The following is a 15,923-nucleotide window of genomic DNA, read 5'->3' as shown; positions in this document are numbered from 1 at the left end:
CGGACCTTCCCGGCTCACTTCACGACCATGCCCTTGAGCGCCGGGTCGGGCGGCGGGGGCTTGAGCTTCATGTCGCGCAGCGTCTTCACGAGCAGCTGCGCGATCATCATGTTGCGGTGCCGCTTGCTGTTGGCCGGGATCACGTGCCACGGCGCGTGCTCGCTCGAGGTGGCGGCCAGCGCGTTCTGATAGGCCTTCTGGTAGTCGGCCCACTTGGTGCGCACCTCGAGGTCGCCCATGCTGAACTTCCATTGCTTGCCGGGCGTGTCGATGCGGGCCTGCAGCCGCTCGCGCTGCTCGTCCTTGTCGATGTGCAGCATGCACTTGACCACCACCGTGCCGGTCTCGGTGAGCAGCCGCTCGAAGTCGTTGATCTGCGCATAGCGGCGGCGGGCCTCGTCGCCGTCGATCCAGCCTTCGACCACAGGCACCAGCACGTCCTCGTAGTGGCTGCGGTTCCACACCATGATCTCGCCGGTGCGCGGCACGGCGGCGTGGCAGCGCCAGAGGTAGTCGTGCGCGCGTTCGTCTTCGCTCGGCGCCTTGAAGGCCGTCACCCGCACGCCCAGTGGCGAGGTGCGCGAGAACACCCAGCGCACCGTGCCGTCCTTGCCGCTGGTGTCCATGCCCTGCAGCACCAGCAGCACCTTGCGCCGGCCTTCGGCATGCAGCACGTCCTGCAGTTCGTCGAGCTCGACGGCCAGGGTGTCGAGCTCGGCGCGCTGGGCCGACTCGTCGCCCGTGAGAAAGGGCGAATCGTCGGGGTCGATGCGCGAGAGTTTGAACTTGCTGCCGACGCGGTACTTCTTGAACTTGGACATCTGCGGGCGCTCCGTCAAAAAAGAAACGAAGCCCGCAGGGTACGCGAATCAGCGTTGCGGGCGACCGCGCGGCGGCGGGTGGTCGTCGTCGCCGTTGCTTTCGTCGATCGACGCGCTCCAGCGGTTGTCCCACTCGGCCTGGTGGCGCACGCCGTCGATCTCGCGCCGGTCGCGCTTGGTCGGGCGGCCCTGCTCGATGGCCAGGGCCGGCTCGCTGCCCATGCGCCGCTGCTCGCGGAAGGCGGCCTGCGCCGCCAGGCTCTCGGGCGTTTCCTCGTACAGCTGCTGGGCCACGGGCGCCGGGCCGCGCTGGCCGCTGAGGCCGCGCACGGTCACGGTCCGCGTGAGCGGGCCCAGGCGCATGGCGACGGTGTCGCCGGCCTTGACCTCGCGCGAGGCCTTGGCGACCTCGCCGTTCACCTGGATGCGGTTCTTGCCGATTTCGTCCGCGGCCAGCGAGCGGGTCTTGAAGAAGCGGGCGGCCCAGAGCCACTTGTCGATGCGCAGACGGTCCATGAAGGTCGGAAAAGAAAGGTCAGCCATTGTGGCGCGACAGCGGCAGCCGCACCACGGCGTCGAGCCCGGTCACGCGGTCGGTGCCGCCGGGGTTGGGTACCGTGCGGTTGTCGAGGCTGATGCGCCCGCCCAGGGCCAGAACGATCTCGCGGCAGATCGCCAGCCCCAGGCCCGAGCCGCTCGCGGTGTTGCCCGCCGAGAAGGGCGCGAACAGGCGCTGGCGCAGCTCGGCGGAAATGCCCGGGCCGTCGTCGCGCACGGTGAGCACGGCCTCGTCGCCCTCGGCCTGCACGCGCACCGAGAGCGGCGCGCCCGCGGGGCTGTGCTTGATGGCGTTGTGCAGCAGGTTGCGCGTGAGCTCCTGCAGCATCCACTGGTGCGCGCGCACGGTCACGGCGTCGTCGGCGGCCAGCTCGAAATCGAGCGCCTTGTCGGCCACCAGCGGCGACAGGTCGAGCGCGATGTGGCGCACCACGTCGCCCAGGTCGAGCAGCGCCGACTCGGGCTGCTGGCGCAGCTGCTCCACCTTGGCCAGCGACAGCATCTGGTTGGCCAGCGTGGTGGCGCGCTCGACGGTCTGGCTGATCTCGACCAGTGCCTGCTCGGGTGCGACGTCTCCGCGGCGCGCCGACTGCACCTGCGCCTTCAGCACCGCCAGCGGCGTGCGCAGCTGGTGGGCGCTGTCGCGCACGAAGCGCTTCTGGTGGTCGAGCAGGCGCTGCAGCCGGCCCATGACCTCGGTGGTGGCGTCGATCAGCGGGCGCAACTCGGCCGGGGCGCCGGGCGCGTCGATGGGCGAGAGGTCGTCTTCGGGGCGCCGCTCGATGGCTTCGCCGAGCTCGCGCACCGGCCGCGTGGCGCGCTGCACCACGACCACGGTGACCAGCGCGATCACGCCCATCAGCAGCAGCTGGCGCCAGAGCATGTCGAGCAGCAGCTTGCGCACCAGCGTCTCGCGCAACTCCAATGTTTCGGCGACCTGCACCACGGCCATGCCGCGGCCGCGCGCGCTGGCCACCGGCTGCAGCATCACGGCGACGCGCACCGGCTGGCCGCGGAACTCGGCGTCGTAGAAATCGACCAGCGCCGCGTACGCCCCGCGGTCGGGGATGCGCCCGCGCCAGAAGGGCAGCTCGGCGAAACCCGAGACCATCTCGCCGTCGAGCGCCGAGACGCGGTAGAACAGCCGGCTGCGGTTGTCGGCCTCGAAGGCCTCGAGCGCGGAGTAGGGCACGATCGCGCGCAGCCGCGCCATGTCGTCGTAGCCTTCCACGTCGAGCTGCTCGCCGATGGTCTTGGCCGAGGCCAGCAGCGTGCGGTCGTAGGCGGTGGTGGCGGCCGCCAGGCTCTGGCGGTACAGGCTCACGCTGTTGATCACGACGAACACCGCCACCGGCACCAGGATGCCGAGCAGGAGCCGCGCGCGCAGGGACGACATCGTGCGCCGCAGGGCCGCCCTCAAGTCTCGGCCCGCAAGAGATAGCCCAGGCCGCGCATCGTCATCAGCACGGTGCCGGTGCCCACCAGTTTCTTGCGCAGGCGGTACACGACCACCTCGATGGCCTCGTACTGCACCTCGGATTCGCCCGGGAACACCAGCTCGAACAGGCGCTCCTTGGTGACCGCGTGGCCGGGTTTCATCATCAGCGCCTTGAGCAGCGCGAGCTCGCGCGGCGTGAGCTCGAGCAGTTCCGAGCGGTGATAGACGGCGCCGTTGTCGGGCTCGAAGCGCAGGCTGCCGACCTCCAGCGGGTTCAGCGTCGGGTCGGGCCCCGCGCTCAGGCTGCGCCGGCGCAGCGCGCGGATGCGGGCCTCGAGCTCGTCCAGGTCGAAGGGCTTGGGCAGGTAGTCGTCCGCGCCGGCGTTCAGGCCCATGATGCGATCGCCCACCGTGCCGCGCGCGGTCAGCAGCAGCACCGGCGTGCGCAGGCCCTCGGCGCGCGCCTGGGCCAGCACCTGCAGGCCGTCGACGTGCGGCAGGCTCAGGTCGAGCGCCACCACGTCGGGCTCGACGGCGCGCCACTGCGCGATCGCCTGCGCGCCGTCGCCGCAGATGCGCACGTCGATGCGGCGTCGCCCGAGGGTGCGCTGCAGGGTGATTTGCATCGAGGGGTCGTCTTCGACGAGCAGCAGCTTCATACGGGCAGGGGTCGGTACTTCGGTGTTTTCCCCAGTCTGGTGGACAGCCAACTGACAGCGGGGCGGCGCATGATAGCGGCTCAGGTCCAAGTCAGGTTCCATCCGTTCCCAAGTTCTCAGGAGACACCAACGATGCGTCGCGATACCTTTTTGAAGTCCCTGGCCGCACTGGCCGCTGCCGGCGCCTTGCCGCTGTCGGCGCGCGCTGCCGCCAACGTCAAGATGATGATCCCGGCCAACCCGGGTGGCGGCTGGGACACCACCGGCCGCGCGCTGGGCAAGGCCCTGACCGACGCCAAGGTGGCCGACACCGTCGCCTACGATAACAAGGGCGGTGCCGCCGGTGCGCTGGGCCTGGCCCAGTTCGTCAACGGCTCCAAGGGCGACGCCAACGCGCTGATGGTCATGGGCTCGGTGATGCTGGGCGGCATCATCACCGGCAAGCCGCCGGTCAACCTGTCGCAGGCCACGCCCATCGCGCGCCTGACCACCGAATACAACGTGTTCGTGCTGCCGTCGAACTCGCCCTTCAAGACCATGAAGGACGTGGTCGAGCAGCTCAAGAAGGACCCGGGCAGCGTCAAGTGGGGCGGCGGCTCGCGCGGCTCCACCGAGCACATCGCCGCGGCCATGATCGCGCAGAAGGTCGGCGCCGATCCGTCCAAGATCAACTACGTGGCCTTCCGCGGAGGCGGTGAAGCCACCGCCGCCATCCTGGGCGGCAACGTCACCATCGGCGGCAGCGGCTACAGCGAATTCGCCGAGTACATCGCCGCCGGCAAGATGAAACCCATTGCTGTCACCTCCGCCCAGCGCCTGCCGGGCATCAACGTGCCGACCCTGAAGGAACAGGGCATCGACGTCGAGATCGGCAACTGGCGCGGCGTGTACGGCGCGCCCGGCATCTCGGCCGAGCAGCGCAAGGCCCTGACCGACATGGTGCTGGCTGCGCTCAAGAGCCCGTCGTGGGCCGAGTCGCTCAAGAAGAACGACTGGACGCCGGCCGTGCTGTCGGGCGATGCCTTCGCCAAGTTCGTCGACGACGACTTCGCCAGCCTGCGCGCGATCATGGCCAAGTCCGGCATGGTCTGAATTTGGCTCGCCCCCAGGCTGCGCGCACTTCGTGTCGCTGCGCCAACCCCCTTCCGGGGGCAACACCTGCGGCCTGGCAGAGCCAGTTCCGCGGTGTTTCTGGAAGGAGGCAGTTCTTTTCCCCCACGACTGCGGGAGCAAAAAATGACAACTCCAGAATCCTCGGTCTCACATTCCGCTGAGGCCACCTCCGGCGCGGCCCGCTGGCCGCAATACGTCGTCGGCCTCGGCGTGCTGTTGACCGGCGCTGCGCTGGCCTTCGGCGCCATCGGCATTTCTTCCGAAGCCGGCTACGGCGGCGTCGGCCCCAACTTCCTGCCCTGGATGGTCTCGATCGTCCTGATGGTCTGCGGCGCGTGGATCACCTGGGAAGCGTTCAGCGGCGGTTTCCGCGAGCTTGACGCCCCCTCGGGCGCCGACACCGCCTACTGGCCCGGCTTCATCTGGGTGGCGGCGGGCCTGCTGCTCAATGCGGCGCTCATCACCAGCATCGGCTTCATCCTGAGCTGCGCGCTGTGCTACCTGCTGGCCGTGCAGGGCCTGCGCCGCGCCGCCGGGCAGGCCAAGGTCAACGCACCGGCCACCTGGGTCACCGACTTGGTGACCGGCCTGGCGATCTCGGCCCCGGTCTTCTGGATGTTCACCAAGTTCCTGGCCATCAGCCTGCCGGGTCTCACCAGCACCGGCTGGATCTGAGCGGAGCCACGCCAAATGGATATCTTCAACGCACTGATGACCGGCTTCGCGGCCGCGATCACCCCCATCAACCTGCTGTGGTGCCTCATCGGCTGTGCCCTGGGCACGGCCGTGGGCGTGCTGCCCGGCATCGGCCCCGCCGTGGCGGTGGCCATGCTGCTGCCGATCACCGGCAAGGTCGACATCACGGCCTCGATGATCTTCTTCTCGGGCATCTACTACGGCGCCATGTACGGCGGCTCGACCACCTCGATCCTGCTGAACACGCCCGGCGAAACCGCCAGCATGGTCACGGCCATGGAAGGCAACAAGATGGCCAAGAGCGGCCGCGCGGGCGCCGCGCTCGCCACCGCGGCCATCGGCTCCTTCGTGGCCGGCACCATCGCCACCGTGGTCGTCACGCTGTTCGCGCCCTTCGTGGCCGACTACGCCGTGCGCCTGGCGGCACCCGAGTACTTCCTCTTGATGCTGCTGGCCTTCACCACGGTGAGCGCGGTGCTCGGCAAGAGCACGCTGCGCGGCATGACGGCGCTGTTCGTCGGCCTGGCCATCGGCTGCGTCGGCCTGGACCAGATCACCGGCCAGGGCCGCTACACCGGCAACATGCCCGAGCTGCTCGACGGCATCGAAATCGTGCTGGTGGCAGTGGGCCTGTTTGCCGTGGCCGAGGTGCTGTACGCCGTGCTGTACGAAGGCCGCGTGGTCGAGGGCCAGAACAAGCTGACCCGCGTGCACATGACCGGCCGCGACTGGAAGCGTTCCATTCCCGCCTGGCTGCGCGGCGCGGCCATCGGCACGCCCTTCGGCTGCATTCCGGCCGGCGGCACCGAGATCCCGACCTTCCTGAGCTACGCCACCGAGAAGAAGCTCGCGAAAGACCCGCAGAACAAGGCCGAGTTCGGCACCACCGGCGCCATCGAAGGCGTGGCCGGCCCCGAGGCCGCCAACAACGCCACCGTGACCGCCGCGCTGATCCCGCTGCTCACGCTGGGCATTCCGACGTCGAACACCACGGCCATCATGCTGGGCGCGTTCCAGAACTACGGCATCCAGCCGGGCCCGCAGCTCTTCACCACCTCGGCCGCACTGGTCTGGGCGCTGATCGCCTCGCTGTACATCGGCAACCTGATGCTGCTGGTGCTCAACCTGCCGATGGTCGGCCTGTGGGTCAAGCTGCTCAAGATCCCGAAGCCGCAGCTGTACGCCGGCATCCTGATCTTCGCGACCGTCGGTGCGTACGGCATGCGCCAGAACACCTTCGACCTGTTCCTGCTGTTCGGCATTGGCCTCTTGGGCGTGGTGATGCGGCGCTTCGACTTCCCGACCGCCCCCGTGGTGGTCGGCATGATCCTCGGGCCGCTCGCCGAAGCCAACCTGCGCAACGCCATCGCCATGGGGCAGGGCAGCCCGATCGTGTTTTTCCAGCGCCCCGAGTCGATCGTGGTGATCATCGCCATCGTCGCCGTGCTGGTGCTGCCGCGCCTGGCCAAGCGCATGAGCGAACGCAAGCTGAAGCGACTGGCGCAGCTGGACGCCTGACGCGACCGACTTTCTTTTTCGGTTCACATGCCGCGGGCGATTGGCGCCCGCGGCATTTTTTTTGAATGCGCCTGCGGCGCCAAGGGGCTTGACTGCGCAGTCATCACCGCGTCGCCGCATGTCCCCAGAATGGCGGCTTCGTTCGGGGTACCGCTTGCATCGCCCGCATTCCATGCCCGGTACGGCAGGGGTGTGACGAGGTATTCCCATGAAGAGTCCACAGACTCTGGCCTGGCTGCTGCTTGCGGCCAGCGTGGCGGCGGAAGTCGCCGGCACCATCGCCCTTCGCCATGCCGAAGGTTTCACCCGCCTGTCGCCATCGCTGCTCACCGCCGCCTGCTATGCCGGCGCGATCTGGCTCATGTCGCTCGCGGTGCGCGAACTGGATGTGGGGCTGGGCTACGCGGTCTGGGCCGGTGCCGGCACCGCGCTGATCGCGGTCGCCGGCATGGTCTGGTTCGGTGAAGCGGTCACGCTGACGCGCGTGGTCGGCCTGCTGGCCATCGTGGCGGGCGTGGTGGTGCTGAACATCGAGGCGCGGTAGCGGGTTCACCGCTGCCCGCGCCCAGGGGTCTCAGCGCTGCGGCGCCTCGACCAGGTCGTCGTCGATGTGCGGATCGGCCGGCTGCCCGCGCACCTTGCGCACGGTGCGCCGTATCCAGTGCTCGATGTCGTCCACGTAGGTGAACACGGCCGGCACCACCAGCAAACTCAGCACCGTGGAGGTGATCAGCCCGCCGATCACCGCCATCGCCATCGGCGAGCGGAAGCTCGAGTCGGCGGTGCCGAAGCCCACGGCAATGGGCAGCATGCCGGCGCCCATGGCGAGCGTGGTCATGATGATGGGCCGCGCGCGCTTGTGGCAGGCGTCGCGCAGCGCGTCCCAGCGGCTCATGCCGTGGTCGCGGCGCGCCACGATGGCGTACTCCACCAGAAGAATCGAGTTCTTCGTGGCGATGCCCATCAGCATGATCAGGCCGATCAGCGAGGGCATCGACAGCGCCTTCTGCCCGATCAGGAGGCCCACGAAGGCGCCGCCCAGCGCGAGCGGCAGCGCGCACAGGATGGTCACCGGGTGCAGGAAGTCCTTGAACAGCAGCACCAGCACGATGTAGATGCACAGCACGCCCGTGAGCATCGCCAGGCCGAAACTGGCGAACAGCTCGGTCATCACTTCGGCGTCGCCCACCTCGGCGATGCGCACGCCCGGCGGCAGCTTCTGGATCGAGGGCAGGGCCTCGACGGCGGTCTTGGCGTCGCCCAGGCCCACGCCCGACAGCTCGATCTCGAAGTTGACGTTGCGCGAGCGGTCGTAGCGGTCGATGACGGCCGGGCCGCCTTCCATCGTGAGCGAGGCCACCTGGCTCAGCATGACGGGGCCGCGCGCGCCCGGCACCGACAGGCGCCCGATCAGGTCGAGGTCTTGCCGCGCCGAGTCTTCGAGCTTCACCACGATCGGCACCTGCCGCTGCGCGAGGTTGAGCTTGGCCAGCGCCTGGTCGTAGTCGCCCAGCGTGGCCACGCGCAGCGTCTCGGCGATGGCCGAGCTGGTCACGCCCAGGTCGGCGGCGCGCGCGAAGTCGGGGCGCACGGCGATCTCGGGGCGGATCAGGCTCGCGGTCGAGGTGATGTTGCCCAGGCCGGGAATGGTGCGCAGGTCTTTCTCGACCGCGCCGGCGGCGGCCGACAGCGCCACCGGGTCTTCGCCCGTGAGCACCAGGATGTACTTCTCGCCCGAGCCGCCCAGGCCCACGGTGCTGCGCACGCCGGGCAGGGTTTCGAGCGCGGTGCGGATCTCTTTCTCGATCACCTGCTTGCGCGGCCGGTCGCCGCGCGGGTCGAGCTGGATCGTCAGCGTGGCCTTGCGCGTCTCGGGCGTGCCGAAGTTCGCGAACGGGTCGCCGCCGGCGCTGCCGCCCGCCACCGTGGTGTAGACGCTCTTCACGTGGTTGATCTTCATCACGCGGCGGCGCGTTTCCTCGGCCGCGGCCGTGGTCTGCGCCAGCGTGGAACCCGGCGGCAGCGACAGGTAGACCTGCGTCTGCGAGTTGTCGTCGGCCGGGATGAAGCCGGTCTTGAGCAGCGGGATCATCGCCAGCGAGCCGAAGAAGAAGAGGGTGGCCATCACCATCGTCTTGAAGCGGTGGTGGGTGCTCCACTCCACGGCGCGCATGTACCAGCGCAGCCAGCCGGGCTCCTTCTCGGCGCCGACGATCGGCTTGAGGATGTAGGCCGCCATCATCGGCGTGAGCACCCGCGCCACCACCAGCGAGGCGAACACCGCGAGCGAGGCGGTCCAGCCGAACTGCTTGAAGAACTTGCCGGCCACGCCGCTCATGAAGGCCGTGGGCAGGAACACCGCGATCAACGTGAAGGTGGTGGCGATCACGGCCAGACCGATTTCATCCGCCGCCTCCATGGCCGCCTGGTAGGGCGACTTGCCCATGCGCAGGTGGCGCACGATGTTCTCGACCTCCACGATGGCGTCGTCGACCAAGATGCCGACCACGAGCGAGAGCGCGAGCAGCGAGATCACGTTGACCGAGAAGCCCAGCAGGTGCATGCCGATGAAGGCCGGAATCACCGACATCGGCAGCGCCACGGCAGAGACGAAGGTGGCGCGCCAGTCGCGCAAAAAGAGCCACACCACGATCACCGCAAGGATGGCGCCCTCGTACAACAGGTGCAGCGAACCGTCGTACTCTTCTTCCACCGGGTCGACGAAGTTGAAGGCCTCGGTCAGCTCGATGTCGGGGCGCTGCACGCGCAGGTCGGCCAGCGCCTTTTGAATGGCGCGGCCCACTTCGACCTCGCTGGCGCCGCGGCTGCGGGCCACCTCGAAGCCCACCACCGGCTTGCCATTGAGCAGCGCGGCGGCGCGCGGCTCGGCGATGGTGTCGCTGATGCGCGCCACCTGGTCCAGGCGGATGCGGCGGCCGTCGCTCAGCGCGATCTGCATGTCGGCGAGCTGGTCGGCCGACTGCACGGTGGCCATGGTGCGCACCGGCTGTTCGCTGCCGCCCAGGTCGATGCGCCCGCCCGCGCTTTCGGTCTGCACCTGGCGCAGCTGGCGCGAGATGTCGGCCGCCGAGGCGCCCAGCGCCTGCAGCTTGGCCGGGTCGAGGTCGATGTGCACCTGGCGCGTGACGCCGCCCACGCGGTTCACCGCGCCCACGCCGGGCAGCGCGAGCAGCTTCTTGGTGATGTCGTTGTCGACGAACCAGCTCAGCGCCTCGTTGTCCATGCGCGACGAGGCGATGGTGAAGGCCAGCACCGGCTGGGCCGCGAAGTCGAGCTTGGTGACGACCGGGTCGCGCACGTCGGCGGGCAGGTCGGCGCGCACCTTCTGCACGGCCGAGCGCACGTCGTCCACGGCTTCCTGCACGGGCTTCTCGAGGCGGAACTCGACGATCAGCGTGGCGGCGCCGTCCTGCACCTTGGTCGTGATGTGCTTCAGGCCCTGGATGGTGGCGATGGAGTTCTCGAGCTTGCGCGCGACGTCGGTCTCCAGCTGCGAGGGCGCGGCACCCGGCAGCGAGGCCGAGACGGTGACGGTCGGCAGGTCGATGTCCGGGAAGTTCTGCACCTTCATGGCGTTGAACGACAGCAGCCCCCCGAAGGTGAGCAGCACGAACAGCATCACCGCCGGAATGGGGTTGCGTATGGACCAGGCGGAAACGTTCATGGCGTGTTCCTTGTGTTGGCTTACTTGGGCGAAGGCGCGGAGGCCCCTGCCTTCGCCGGGGTGGCGGACGAGGCGGCCGCGGGCGTGGCATCCACCACGCGCACCAGGTCGCCGTCATTGAGGAAGCCCGCCCCCTGCACCACGATCTGCACGCCCTCGGGCAGGGCGCTGGTGATCTCCACGCGGTCCTTCAGGCGGCGGCCGGTCTGCACCTTGAGCTGCGCCACGCGGCCGTCGGGCAGCAGCGTGAAGACGTTGTTGAAGCCGTCGCGCGGCACGATCGCGCTTTGCGGCACGGTCGGCGCGGAACTGCGGCCGAGCTCGAAGTCGCCGCGCGCGAACATGCCGGCCTTCACGCCGGTGTTCTGCTGCACGTTGGGCAGGTCGACGTAGACCAGCGCCGCGCGCGTCTGTGGATCGACCGTGGGCGCGATGCTGCGCACCGTGCCCTTCACCTGCGCGCCGCTGGCGCTGACCACGAAGGCCGGCGTGCCCACGGCGACGCGGCCCAGCTCGGCCGAGGTGACTTCGGCGCGCCATTCGAGCCGGCCCTGGCGGATCAGCCGGAACAGCTCGGTGCCGGCGCCCACCACGCTGCCGACCGTGGCGGTGCGCGCGGAGATCACGCCGTCGTCGGGTGCCAGCACCTGCGTGTTGCGCCCGCGCACCTGCTGCGCGGCCAGCACGGCCTCGGCCGCCTCGGCGCGGGCCTTGGCGGTCTGCTCGGTGGTCTGGTACTGGTTGATCTGCTGCTGGCTCAGCGCGCCCGTGGCCTGCAGCGTGCGGGCGCGCGCGGCGTTGCCGGCGGCATCGGCCGCCGAGGCGCGGGCCTCGGCCAGCGAGGCGCGCGCCTGCGCGATGTCGGCCTGCACCGTCTCGGGCGAGAACACCGCGAGCACCTGGCCCTTCTTCACGGTGTCGCCCACGTTGACGCGCACCTCGGCCAGCTTCAGGCCGTTCGATTCGGAGCCGATCACGGCCTCCTGCCAGGCCGCCACGTTGCCGTTGGCGGCCAGCGTGACGGTCAGCTCGGTGGCCTCGGGCCTGGCGACCGAGACGGTCAGCGCCGGGCGCTGGGCGGGGCCTTTCGCGGCGGGTGCCGCCTTGTCGTCGGCCGGCTTGCGGGTGAGCCACAGGCCGGCGCCAACGACGACGATCAGCGCCAGCAGCGCGAGGACAAGGGTGGAACGCTTCATTGTTTTCATGGCGACGTCGCGACCTTGGCGGCCGGGGTGGTGGTCATTGGGGACGATGCTTCGGCGGGGCGGCTCCAGCCGCCGCCCATCGAGCGGTACAGGGAGACCCAGGCTTCGGTGCTCTCGCGCTGCAGCGAGACGCGCGCGGTCTGCGCGGCGAACAGCGTGCGCCGCGAATCCTCGAGCTCGAACAGGCTGGCCAGGCCGCTGCTGTAGCGGGCCTGGGTGGCGTCGAACGAGGCCTGGTAGTTCTTCACCGCGCTGTCGGCGTCGGTGCTGCGCGCGGTGGTAGCGTCGAGGTTCACCAGGGCTTCCTCGACCTCGCGCACCGCCTGGCGCACGTTGGCGCGGTAGAGCGACACGGCCTCGGTGTAGCGCGCCTTGGCGGCTTCGGCGTTGGCCGCGCGCGCGCCGCCGTCGAGCAGCGGCACGGTGAGCGACAGCGGCCCGACCGTCCAGGTGTCGAGCGATTCGCGAAAGCCGCTGGTGCGGATCTGCATGCGGCCGATCGAGCCCGAGAGCGTGAGCTTGGGGTAGCGCTCGGCCTCGGCCGAGCCCACCTCGGCGCTGGCCGCGGCCACGCCGAGTTCGGCCGCGTACACGTCGGGCCGCTGCGAGAGCGCCTGCGCCGGCACGCTGGCGATGGCGCCGACCACCGGCAGCGCGCGCTGCGTGGGGGAGGCCGCGAGCTTCTGCGCCAGCGTGGGTTCGTCGAGCCCGCTGAGCGCCACCAGCGCCTTGCGCTGCACCGCGCACAGGGCGCGCTGTTGCGTGAGGCGGCCGGAGGCGTCGGAGGCGCTGGCACGCGCCAGCGCGGCGTCGGCCGGTGCGGTGAAGCCGGCGCGCGCCGACAGGTCGGTGAGCCGCGCCGTTTCGCCGCGCGACTTCGCATCGGACTCGGACACGTTCAACTGCTGCTGGCAGGCGCGCTCGGCGAAATAGGCGTTGGCCGTTTCGGCCGCCACGGCGACGCGGGCGTCGTGCCACTTGGCGGTGGCGCTGTCGAGCTTCTGCTGGGCTGCGTCGCGGTCGGCGCGCAGGCGGCCGAACAGGTCGATCTCCCACTTCGACTGCAGGCCGGCCTGCAGCGTGGTGACCGGCGCGGTGGAGGCGCTGCTGCTGCTTGAAGAGCCGCCCGATCCGAACGACGAGCCCGACACGCCCCGGCTGGCCGACGCCGTGCCGTCCAGGCTGGGCAGCAGCGCCGCGCCGGCCTGCACGCGCGTGGAGCGCGCCTCGGCCACGCGCGCCGCGGCGCTCGCGAGGGTGGGGCTGGCGGTTTCGGCGGCGGCGATCAGCTCGACCAGCAGCGGGTCGTCGAGCTGGCGCCACCACTCGGCCAGCGCGGCCAGCGAGCCGCCGTGGGGCAGGGGCGCATGCCACTGCGCGGGGAAGGGCGCCTGCACCGAGGCGGGCGGGCGCGTCAGGCCGCAGCCGGCAAGGCCGAGGCCCAGCGGCAGGCTCAGAACAAGGGCAATCCGTCGGAGTCGTCTCATGGCTTCTTTCTCTGCTCGGCGGCCACCTGGCGGCGGCGTGCGGTTTCGGCCTGGACCAGCGCCATCGCGTAGCCCGTGAGCCGGTCGGCCCAGGTGTCGATGGCGCGCGGCGTGCGCAGCAGCGACGGGCGCAGGGCCTCGATGAAATCCTGGCTCACGTACAGCTGCATCGACAGCCCGGTGATCGCGAAGGTCAGGCGGTGGATGTCGTCGTCGGCGCGCTCCACCTGCAGGTGGCGGCACAGCAGCTCGACGATGGCGCGGTGCGGGCCCTTGATGTCGCGCTCCAGTTCCTTGGCCCACTGGCTGGTGGGCTCCAGCATTTCGCGCATGTGCAGCTGGATGCACTGGCGCACGATCTCGCCCTGCTTGAGCGGATCGATCATGGCCGCCATGCAGATGCGCAGCGTGGCTTCGAGCGACTGACCGGGCACGTTGCAGGCGGCCACCAGGTCGTTCGAATCGCTGCCCATCGGCTCGTTGAAGGTGGCGGAGTACAGCCCCTCCTTGTCGCCGAAGTAGTAGCTGATGGCCGAGACGTTCACGCCGGCCTCGCGCGCGATCTCGCGGATCGAGGTCTTGGCGAAACCGTTCTGGGCGAACAGCCGCAGCGCGGTGTGCAGCAGGCGGTGGCGCGCCTCGGCGCCGTCGCTGCGCGGGGCGCGGCGCGGCGATGGAACGGGCGTTGGCGTTGGCGTGGGGGGGAGGGGGTCCCTGGCGTTCATCGGCGCGATTAGAGCATGATTGAAATCAAACGATTGATTTACTTAAGGCTTGCTGAAGGCTTTTGTTTTTGGTTGCATGTGGGCCTGCGCGCGGCAGGGGCAGGGGCCGCACACAGTACGATCCGCGCATGTCCGTCGCTCCCTCCGCCGCCGCACCGCCGCCCGCCTTGCCCCTGGACGCCGAAGGCATCCTCGCGCTCGCCGCGCGCTCGATGTTTCATTTGTTTTCGAGCATCAGCCAGGGCATGTTCCTGGTCGACCGCAGCGGGCGCATCGTCTGGGTGAACGAGGGCTATCGCCGTTTCCTGCCGGCGCTGGGTTTCTCGTCCATCGACGAGTTCATGGGCCACATGGTCGAGGACGTGATCCCCAACACCATGATGCGCCGCGTGCTCGAAACCGGCGAGCCGATCCTCATCGACCTGCTGACCAACAAGGCCGGCACCTTCGTCGTCAGCCGCATTCCGCTGCGCGAGGAGCGCGAAGACGGGGAGGGCCTGGGCAAGGTCATCGGCGCCATCGGCATCGTGCTGTTCGACCAGCCCGAGACCACGCTGCAGCCGCTCATCAGCAAGTTCGCGCTGCTGCAGCGCGACCTCGACGACGCGCGCCGCGAGCTGGCCAGCCAGCGCAACAACCCGCTGTACCAACACGCGCCCGACGGCCAGCGCCGTTCCAAGTACACCTTCGCGAGCTTCATCGGCAGCAGCCCGGCGGCCGTGGAGGTGAAGCGCCATGCGCGCCGCGCCGCGCAGTCCACCAGCCCGGTGCTGCTGCTGGGCGAGACCGGCACCGGCAAGGAGCTGCTGGCGCATGCGATCCATGCGTCGTCCACGCGCGCCAAGGGCCAGTTCGTCAGCGTCAACATCGCGGCCGTGCCCGATACGCTGCTCGAGGCCGAGTTTTTCGGTTTCGCCCCCGGCGCCTTCACCGGCGCCGACAAGCGCGGGCGCGAAGGCAAGTTCAAGCTGGCCGACGGCGGCAGCCTGTTCCTCGACGAAATCGGGGACATGCCGCTGGGCCTGCAGGCCAAGCTGTTGCGCGCGCTGCAGGAAGGCGAGATCGAGCCGCTGGGCTCCAACAAGCTGATTCCCTTCGACGCCCGCGTGATCGCCGCCACCTCGCGCGACCTGCCCGAACTGGTGCGCCGCGGCCTGTTCCGCGAAGACCTGTATTACCGCCTCAACGTGTTGCCGTTGCGTGTGCCGCCGCTGCGCGAGCGGCGCAGCGACATCCCGGCGCTGGTCGAGGCGCTGGGCGAGGACATGGCGCTGCGCAGCGGCGAGGCCCCGCCCGAACTCACGCCCGACGCGCTCGCGCTCTTGGCCGGCCAGCACTGGCGCGGCAACATCCGCGAGCTGCGCAACGTGCTGGAGCAGGTGACGATGCGCAGCGACTCGCAGCGCATCGACGCGGCGCAGCTCGAGCGCATCCTGCGCGAGGCCGGGCTGGAGCAGATCGAGGCACCCGATACCTCGCACAGCCTGCGCGACGTCGACCAGGAGGCCGCGTTGCTGCGCCCGCTGTCGCAGCAGGTGGCCGAGCTGGAACGCAAGGCCATCGCCGCCGCGCTCGAAAGCACCGGCGGCAACAAGCTCGCGACCTCGCGGCTGCTGGGCATCTCGCGCGCCACGCTGTATGAACGCATGACGGGGATGGGCCTGTCATGAGCGTGAAGGCACTGCGCTCCACCTTCGGCCCGAACTGCCACTGGTGCGGGCTGCCGATGGACTTCGACGAGCCGCATGGGCGCCCCGAGTCGGCCACCATCGAACACCTGCTCGACGCCACGCTGGGCGGCGTGCGCCAGCAGAAGCACCGGCGCCTCGCGCATGCGGTGTGCAACCACACGCGCAACGAGCTGCGGATGCGGGCCGAGCGCGAGTTCGAAAGTTGGCTCGCGGCGCGCCGCGACTCTGCTGGGAAACCCTGACTGATCAGCAGACAGTTGTCTGAAAACAAGACAACGCAAATGCACTGAAATCAGGCGAAACCGGTTGCACCCGAATGAGGAAGCC

The 15,923-nt window shown here is 69.7% G+C and carries 14 protein-coding genes; 6 read left to right on the top strand and 8 right to left on the bottom strand.

Annotation, left to right across the window (positions count from 1 at the left end; genetic code table 11):
* Nucleotides 1–14 precede the first annotated feature (14 nt).
* From VHAB30_RS12015 to VHAB30_RS12000, 4 genes are read right to left on the bottom strand one after another with little or no spacing between them, the layout of a single operon-like run.
* Complete coding sequence (locus tag VHAB30_RS12015) at nucleotides 15–821, bottom strand: PPK2 family polyphosphate kinase (protein ID WP_159277166.1); 807 nt, start codon at nucleotides 819–821, stop codon at nucleotides 15–17.
* A 48-nt stretch (nucleotides 822–869) separates the two neighbouring features.
* Nucleotides 870–1,337 (bottom strand): RNA-binding S4 domain-containing protein, encoded by a 468-nt coding sequence (locus VHAB30_RS12010; protein ID WP_062481157.1) that lies wholly within the window; start codon nucleotides 1,335–1,337, stop codon nucleotides 870–872.
* Between the two features lie 19 nt (nucleotides 1,338–1,356).
* Entirely contained in the window at nucleotides 1,357–2,775 is a 1,419-nt protein-coding gene (locus VHAB30_RS12005) for a sensor histidine kinase (RefSeq protein WP_172438295.1), read from the bottom strand.
* Nucleotides 2,776–2,795: 20 nt separating this feature from the next.
* Nucleotides 2,796–3,476 carry a response regulator transcription factor gene (locus tag VHAB30_RS12000; protein ID WP_062481159.1) on the bottom strand — a complete coding sequence of 227 codons (681 nt, stop codon included), beginning with the start codon at nucleotides 3,474–3,476 and terminating at the stop codon, nucleotides 2,796–2,798.
* A gap of 132 nt (nucleotides 3,477–3,608) precedes the next feature.
* Here VHAB30_RS12000 and VHAB30_RS11995 point away from each other — a divergent pair, with 132 nt between their 5' ends.
* The 4 genes from VHAB30_RS11995 to VHAB30_RS11980 all read left to right on the top strand — a co-directional run bounded on the left by VHAB30_RS11995 (nucleotide 3,609) and on the right by VHAB30_RS11980 (nucleotide 7,347).
* Nucleotides 3,609–4,568 carry a Bug family tripartite tricarboxylate transporter substrate binding protein gene (locus VHAB30_RS11995; protein WP_070060440.1) on the top strand — a complete coding sequence of 320 codons (960 nt, stop codon included), beginning with the start codon at nucleotides 3,609–3,611 and terminating at the stop codon, nucleotides 4,566–4,568.
* Nucleotides 4,569–4,712: 144 nt separating this feature from the next.
* On the top strand, nucleotides 4,713–5,264 hold the full coding sequence (locus VHAB30_RS11990; protein WP_062482508.1) for a tripartite tricarboxylate transporter TctB family protein: 552 nt from the start codon (nucleotides 4,713–4,715) through the stop codon (nucleotides 5,262–5,264).
* Between the two features lie 15 nt (nucleotides 5,265–5,279).
* Nucleotides 5,280–6,803, top strand: coding sequence for a tripartite tricarboxylate transporter permease (locus tag VHAB30_RS11985; protein WP_095745061.1), 1,524 nt, complete (start codon nucleotides 5,280–5,282; stop codon nucleotides 6,801–6,803).
* A gap of 208 nt (nucleotides 6,804–7,011) precedes the next feature.
* On the top strand, nucleotides 7,012–7,347 hold the full coding sequence (locus VHAB30_RS11980) for a DMT family transporter (RefSeq protein ID WP_159277165.1): 336 nt from the start codon (nucleotides 7,012–7,014) through the stop codon (nucleotides 7,345–7,347).
* A gap of 30 nt (nucleotides 7,348–7,377) precedes the next feature.
* Here VHAB30_RS11980 and VHAB30_RS11975 read toward each other — a convergent pair whose 3' ends face one another.
* Genes VHAB30_RS11975 through VHAB30_RS11960 form a run of 4 tightly spaced genes read right to left on the bottom strand, consistent with a single transcriptional unit; the run spans nucleotide 7,378 to nucleotide 13,905 of the window.
* On the bottom strand, nucleotides 7,378–10,488 hold the full coding sequence (locus VHAB30_RS11975; RefSeq protein WP_159277164.1) for an efflux RND transporter permease subunit: 3,111 nt from the start codon (nucleotides 10,486–10,488) through the stop codon (nucleotides 7,378–7,380).
* Nucleotides 10,489–10,508: 20 nt separating this feature from the next.
* Entirely contained in the window at nucleotides 10,509–11,693 is a 1,185-nt protein-coding gene (locus VHAB30_RS11970; RefSeq protein ID WP_159277163.1) for an efflux RND transporter periplasmic adaptor subunit, read from the bottom strand.
* Entirely contained in the window at nucleotides 11,690–13,180 is a 1,491-nt protein-coding gene (locus VHAB30_RS11965) for an efflux transporter outer membrane subunit (RefSeq protein WP_159277162.1), read from the bottom strand. The genes VHAB30_RS11970 and VHAB30_RS11965 overlap by 4 nt, the downstream gene beginning before the upstream one ends.
* A complete protein-coding gene (locus tag VHAB30_RS11960) occupies nucleotides 13,177–13,905 on the bottom strand; it encodes a TetR/AcrR family transcriptional regulator (protein ID WP_159277161.1) in 729 nt (242 codons plus the stop codon). The genes VHAB30_RS11965 and VHAB30_RS11960 overlap by 4 nt, the downstream gene beginning before the upstream one ends.
* A 128-nt stretch (nucleotides 13,906–14,033) precedes the next feature.
* Between VHAB30_RS11960 and VHAB30_RS11955 the strand changes: the two genes are divergently transcribed.
* Together VHAB30_RS11955 and VHAB30_RS11950 are read left to right on the top strand one after the other, a co-directional pair.
* The gene (locus VHAB30_RS11955; protein WP_062475896.1) at nucleotides 14,034–15,575 is read left to right on the top strand and encodes a sigma-54 interaction domain-containing protein; all 1,542 of its coding nucleotides are present in this window, start codon (nucleotides 14,034–14,036) and stop codon (nucleotides 15,573–15,575) included.
* Nucleotides 15,572–15,838: a hypothetical protein gene (locus tag VHAB30_RS11950; RefSeq protein ID WP_070060447.1), complete on the top strand. Its 267-nt coding sequence runs from the start codon at nucleotides 15,572–15,574 to the stop codon at nucleotides 15,836–15,838. The genes VHAB30_RS11955 and VHAB30_RS11950 overlap by 4 nt, the downstream gene beginning before the upstream one ends.
* The last annotated feature ends 85 nt before the right edge of the window (nucleotides 15,839–15,923 follow it).

This window comes from Variovorax boronicumulans (assembly GCF_009811375.1).
GTDB classification, from domain to species: Bacteria; Pseudomonadota; Gammaproteobacteria; order Burkholderiales; family Burkholderiaceae_C; genus Variovorax; species Variovorax boronicumulans.
This window is presented reverse-complemented; position numbering and strand designations above follow the sequence as displayed.

Bases quoted from the DNA above. Each gene is read 5' to 3' on its own strand.
- VHAB30_RS12015 (WP_159277166.1), bottom strand. From the start codon at position 821: ATGTCCAAGTTCAAGAAGTACCGCGTCGGCAGCAAGTTCAAACTCTCG.
- VHAB30_RS12010 (WP_062481157.1), bottom strand. From the start codon at position 1,337: ATGGACCGTCTGCGCATCGACAAGTGGCTCTGGGCCGCCCGCTTCTTC.
- VHAB30_RS12005 (WP_172438295.1), bottom strand. From the start codon at position 2,775: ATGTCGTCCCTGCGCGCGCGGCTCCTGCTCGGCATCCTGGTGCCGGTG.
- VHAB30_RS12000 (WP_062481159.1), bottom strand. From the start codon at position 3,476: ATGAAGCTGCTGCTCGTCGAAGACGACCCCTCGATGCAAATCACCCTG.
- VHAB30_RS11995 (WP_070060440.1), top strand. From the start codon at position 3,609: ATGCGTCGCGATACCTTTTTGAAGTCCCTGGCCGCACTGGCCGCTGCC.
- VHAB30_RS11990 (WP_062482508.1), top strand. From the start codon at position 4,713: ATGACAACTCCAGAATCCTCGGTCTCACATTCCGCTGAGGCCACCTCC.
- VHAB30_RS11985 (WP_095745061.1), top strand. From the start codon at position 5,280: ATGGATATCTTCAACGCACTGATGACCGGCTTCGCGGCCGCGATCACC.
- VHAB30_RS11980 (WP_159277165.1), top strand. From the start codon at position 7,012: ATGAAGAGTCCACAGACTCTGGCCTGGCTGCTGCTTGCGGCCAGCGTG.
- VHAB30_RS11975 (WP_159277164.1), bottom strand. From the start codon at position 10,488: ATGAACGTTTCCGCCTGGTCCATACGCAACCCCATTCCGGCGGTGATG.
- VHAB30_RS11970 (WP_159277163.1), bottom strand. From the start codon at position 11,693: ATGAAAACAATGAAGCGTTCCACCCTTGTCCTCGCGCTGCTGGCGCTG.
- VHAB30_RS11965 (WP_159277162.1), bottom strand. From the start codon at position 13,180: ATGAGACGACTCCGACGGATTGCCCTTGTTCTGAGCCTGCCGCTGGGC.
- VHAB30_RS11960 (WP_159277161.1), bottom strand. From the start codon at position 13,905: ATGAACGCCAGGGACCCCCTCCCCCCCACGCCAACGCCAACGCCCGTT.
- VHAB30_RS11955 (WP_062475896.1), top strand. From the start codon at position 14,034: ATGTCCGTCGCTCCCTCCGCCGCCGCACCGCCGCCCGCCTTGCCCCTG.
- VHAB30_RS11950 (WP_070060447.1), top strand. From the start codon at position 15,572: ATGAGCGTGAAGGCACTGCGCTCCACCTTCGGCCCGAACTGCCACTGG.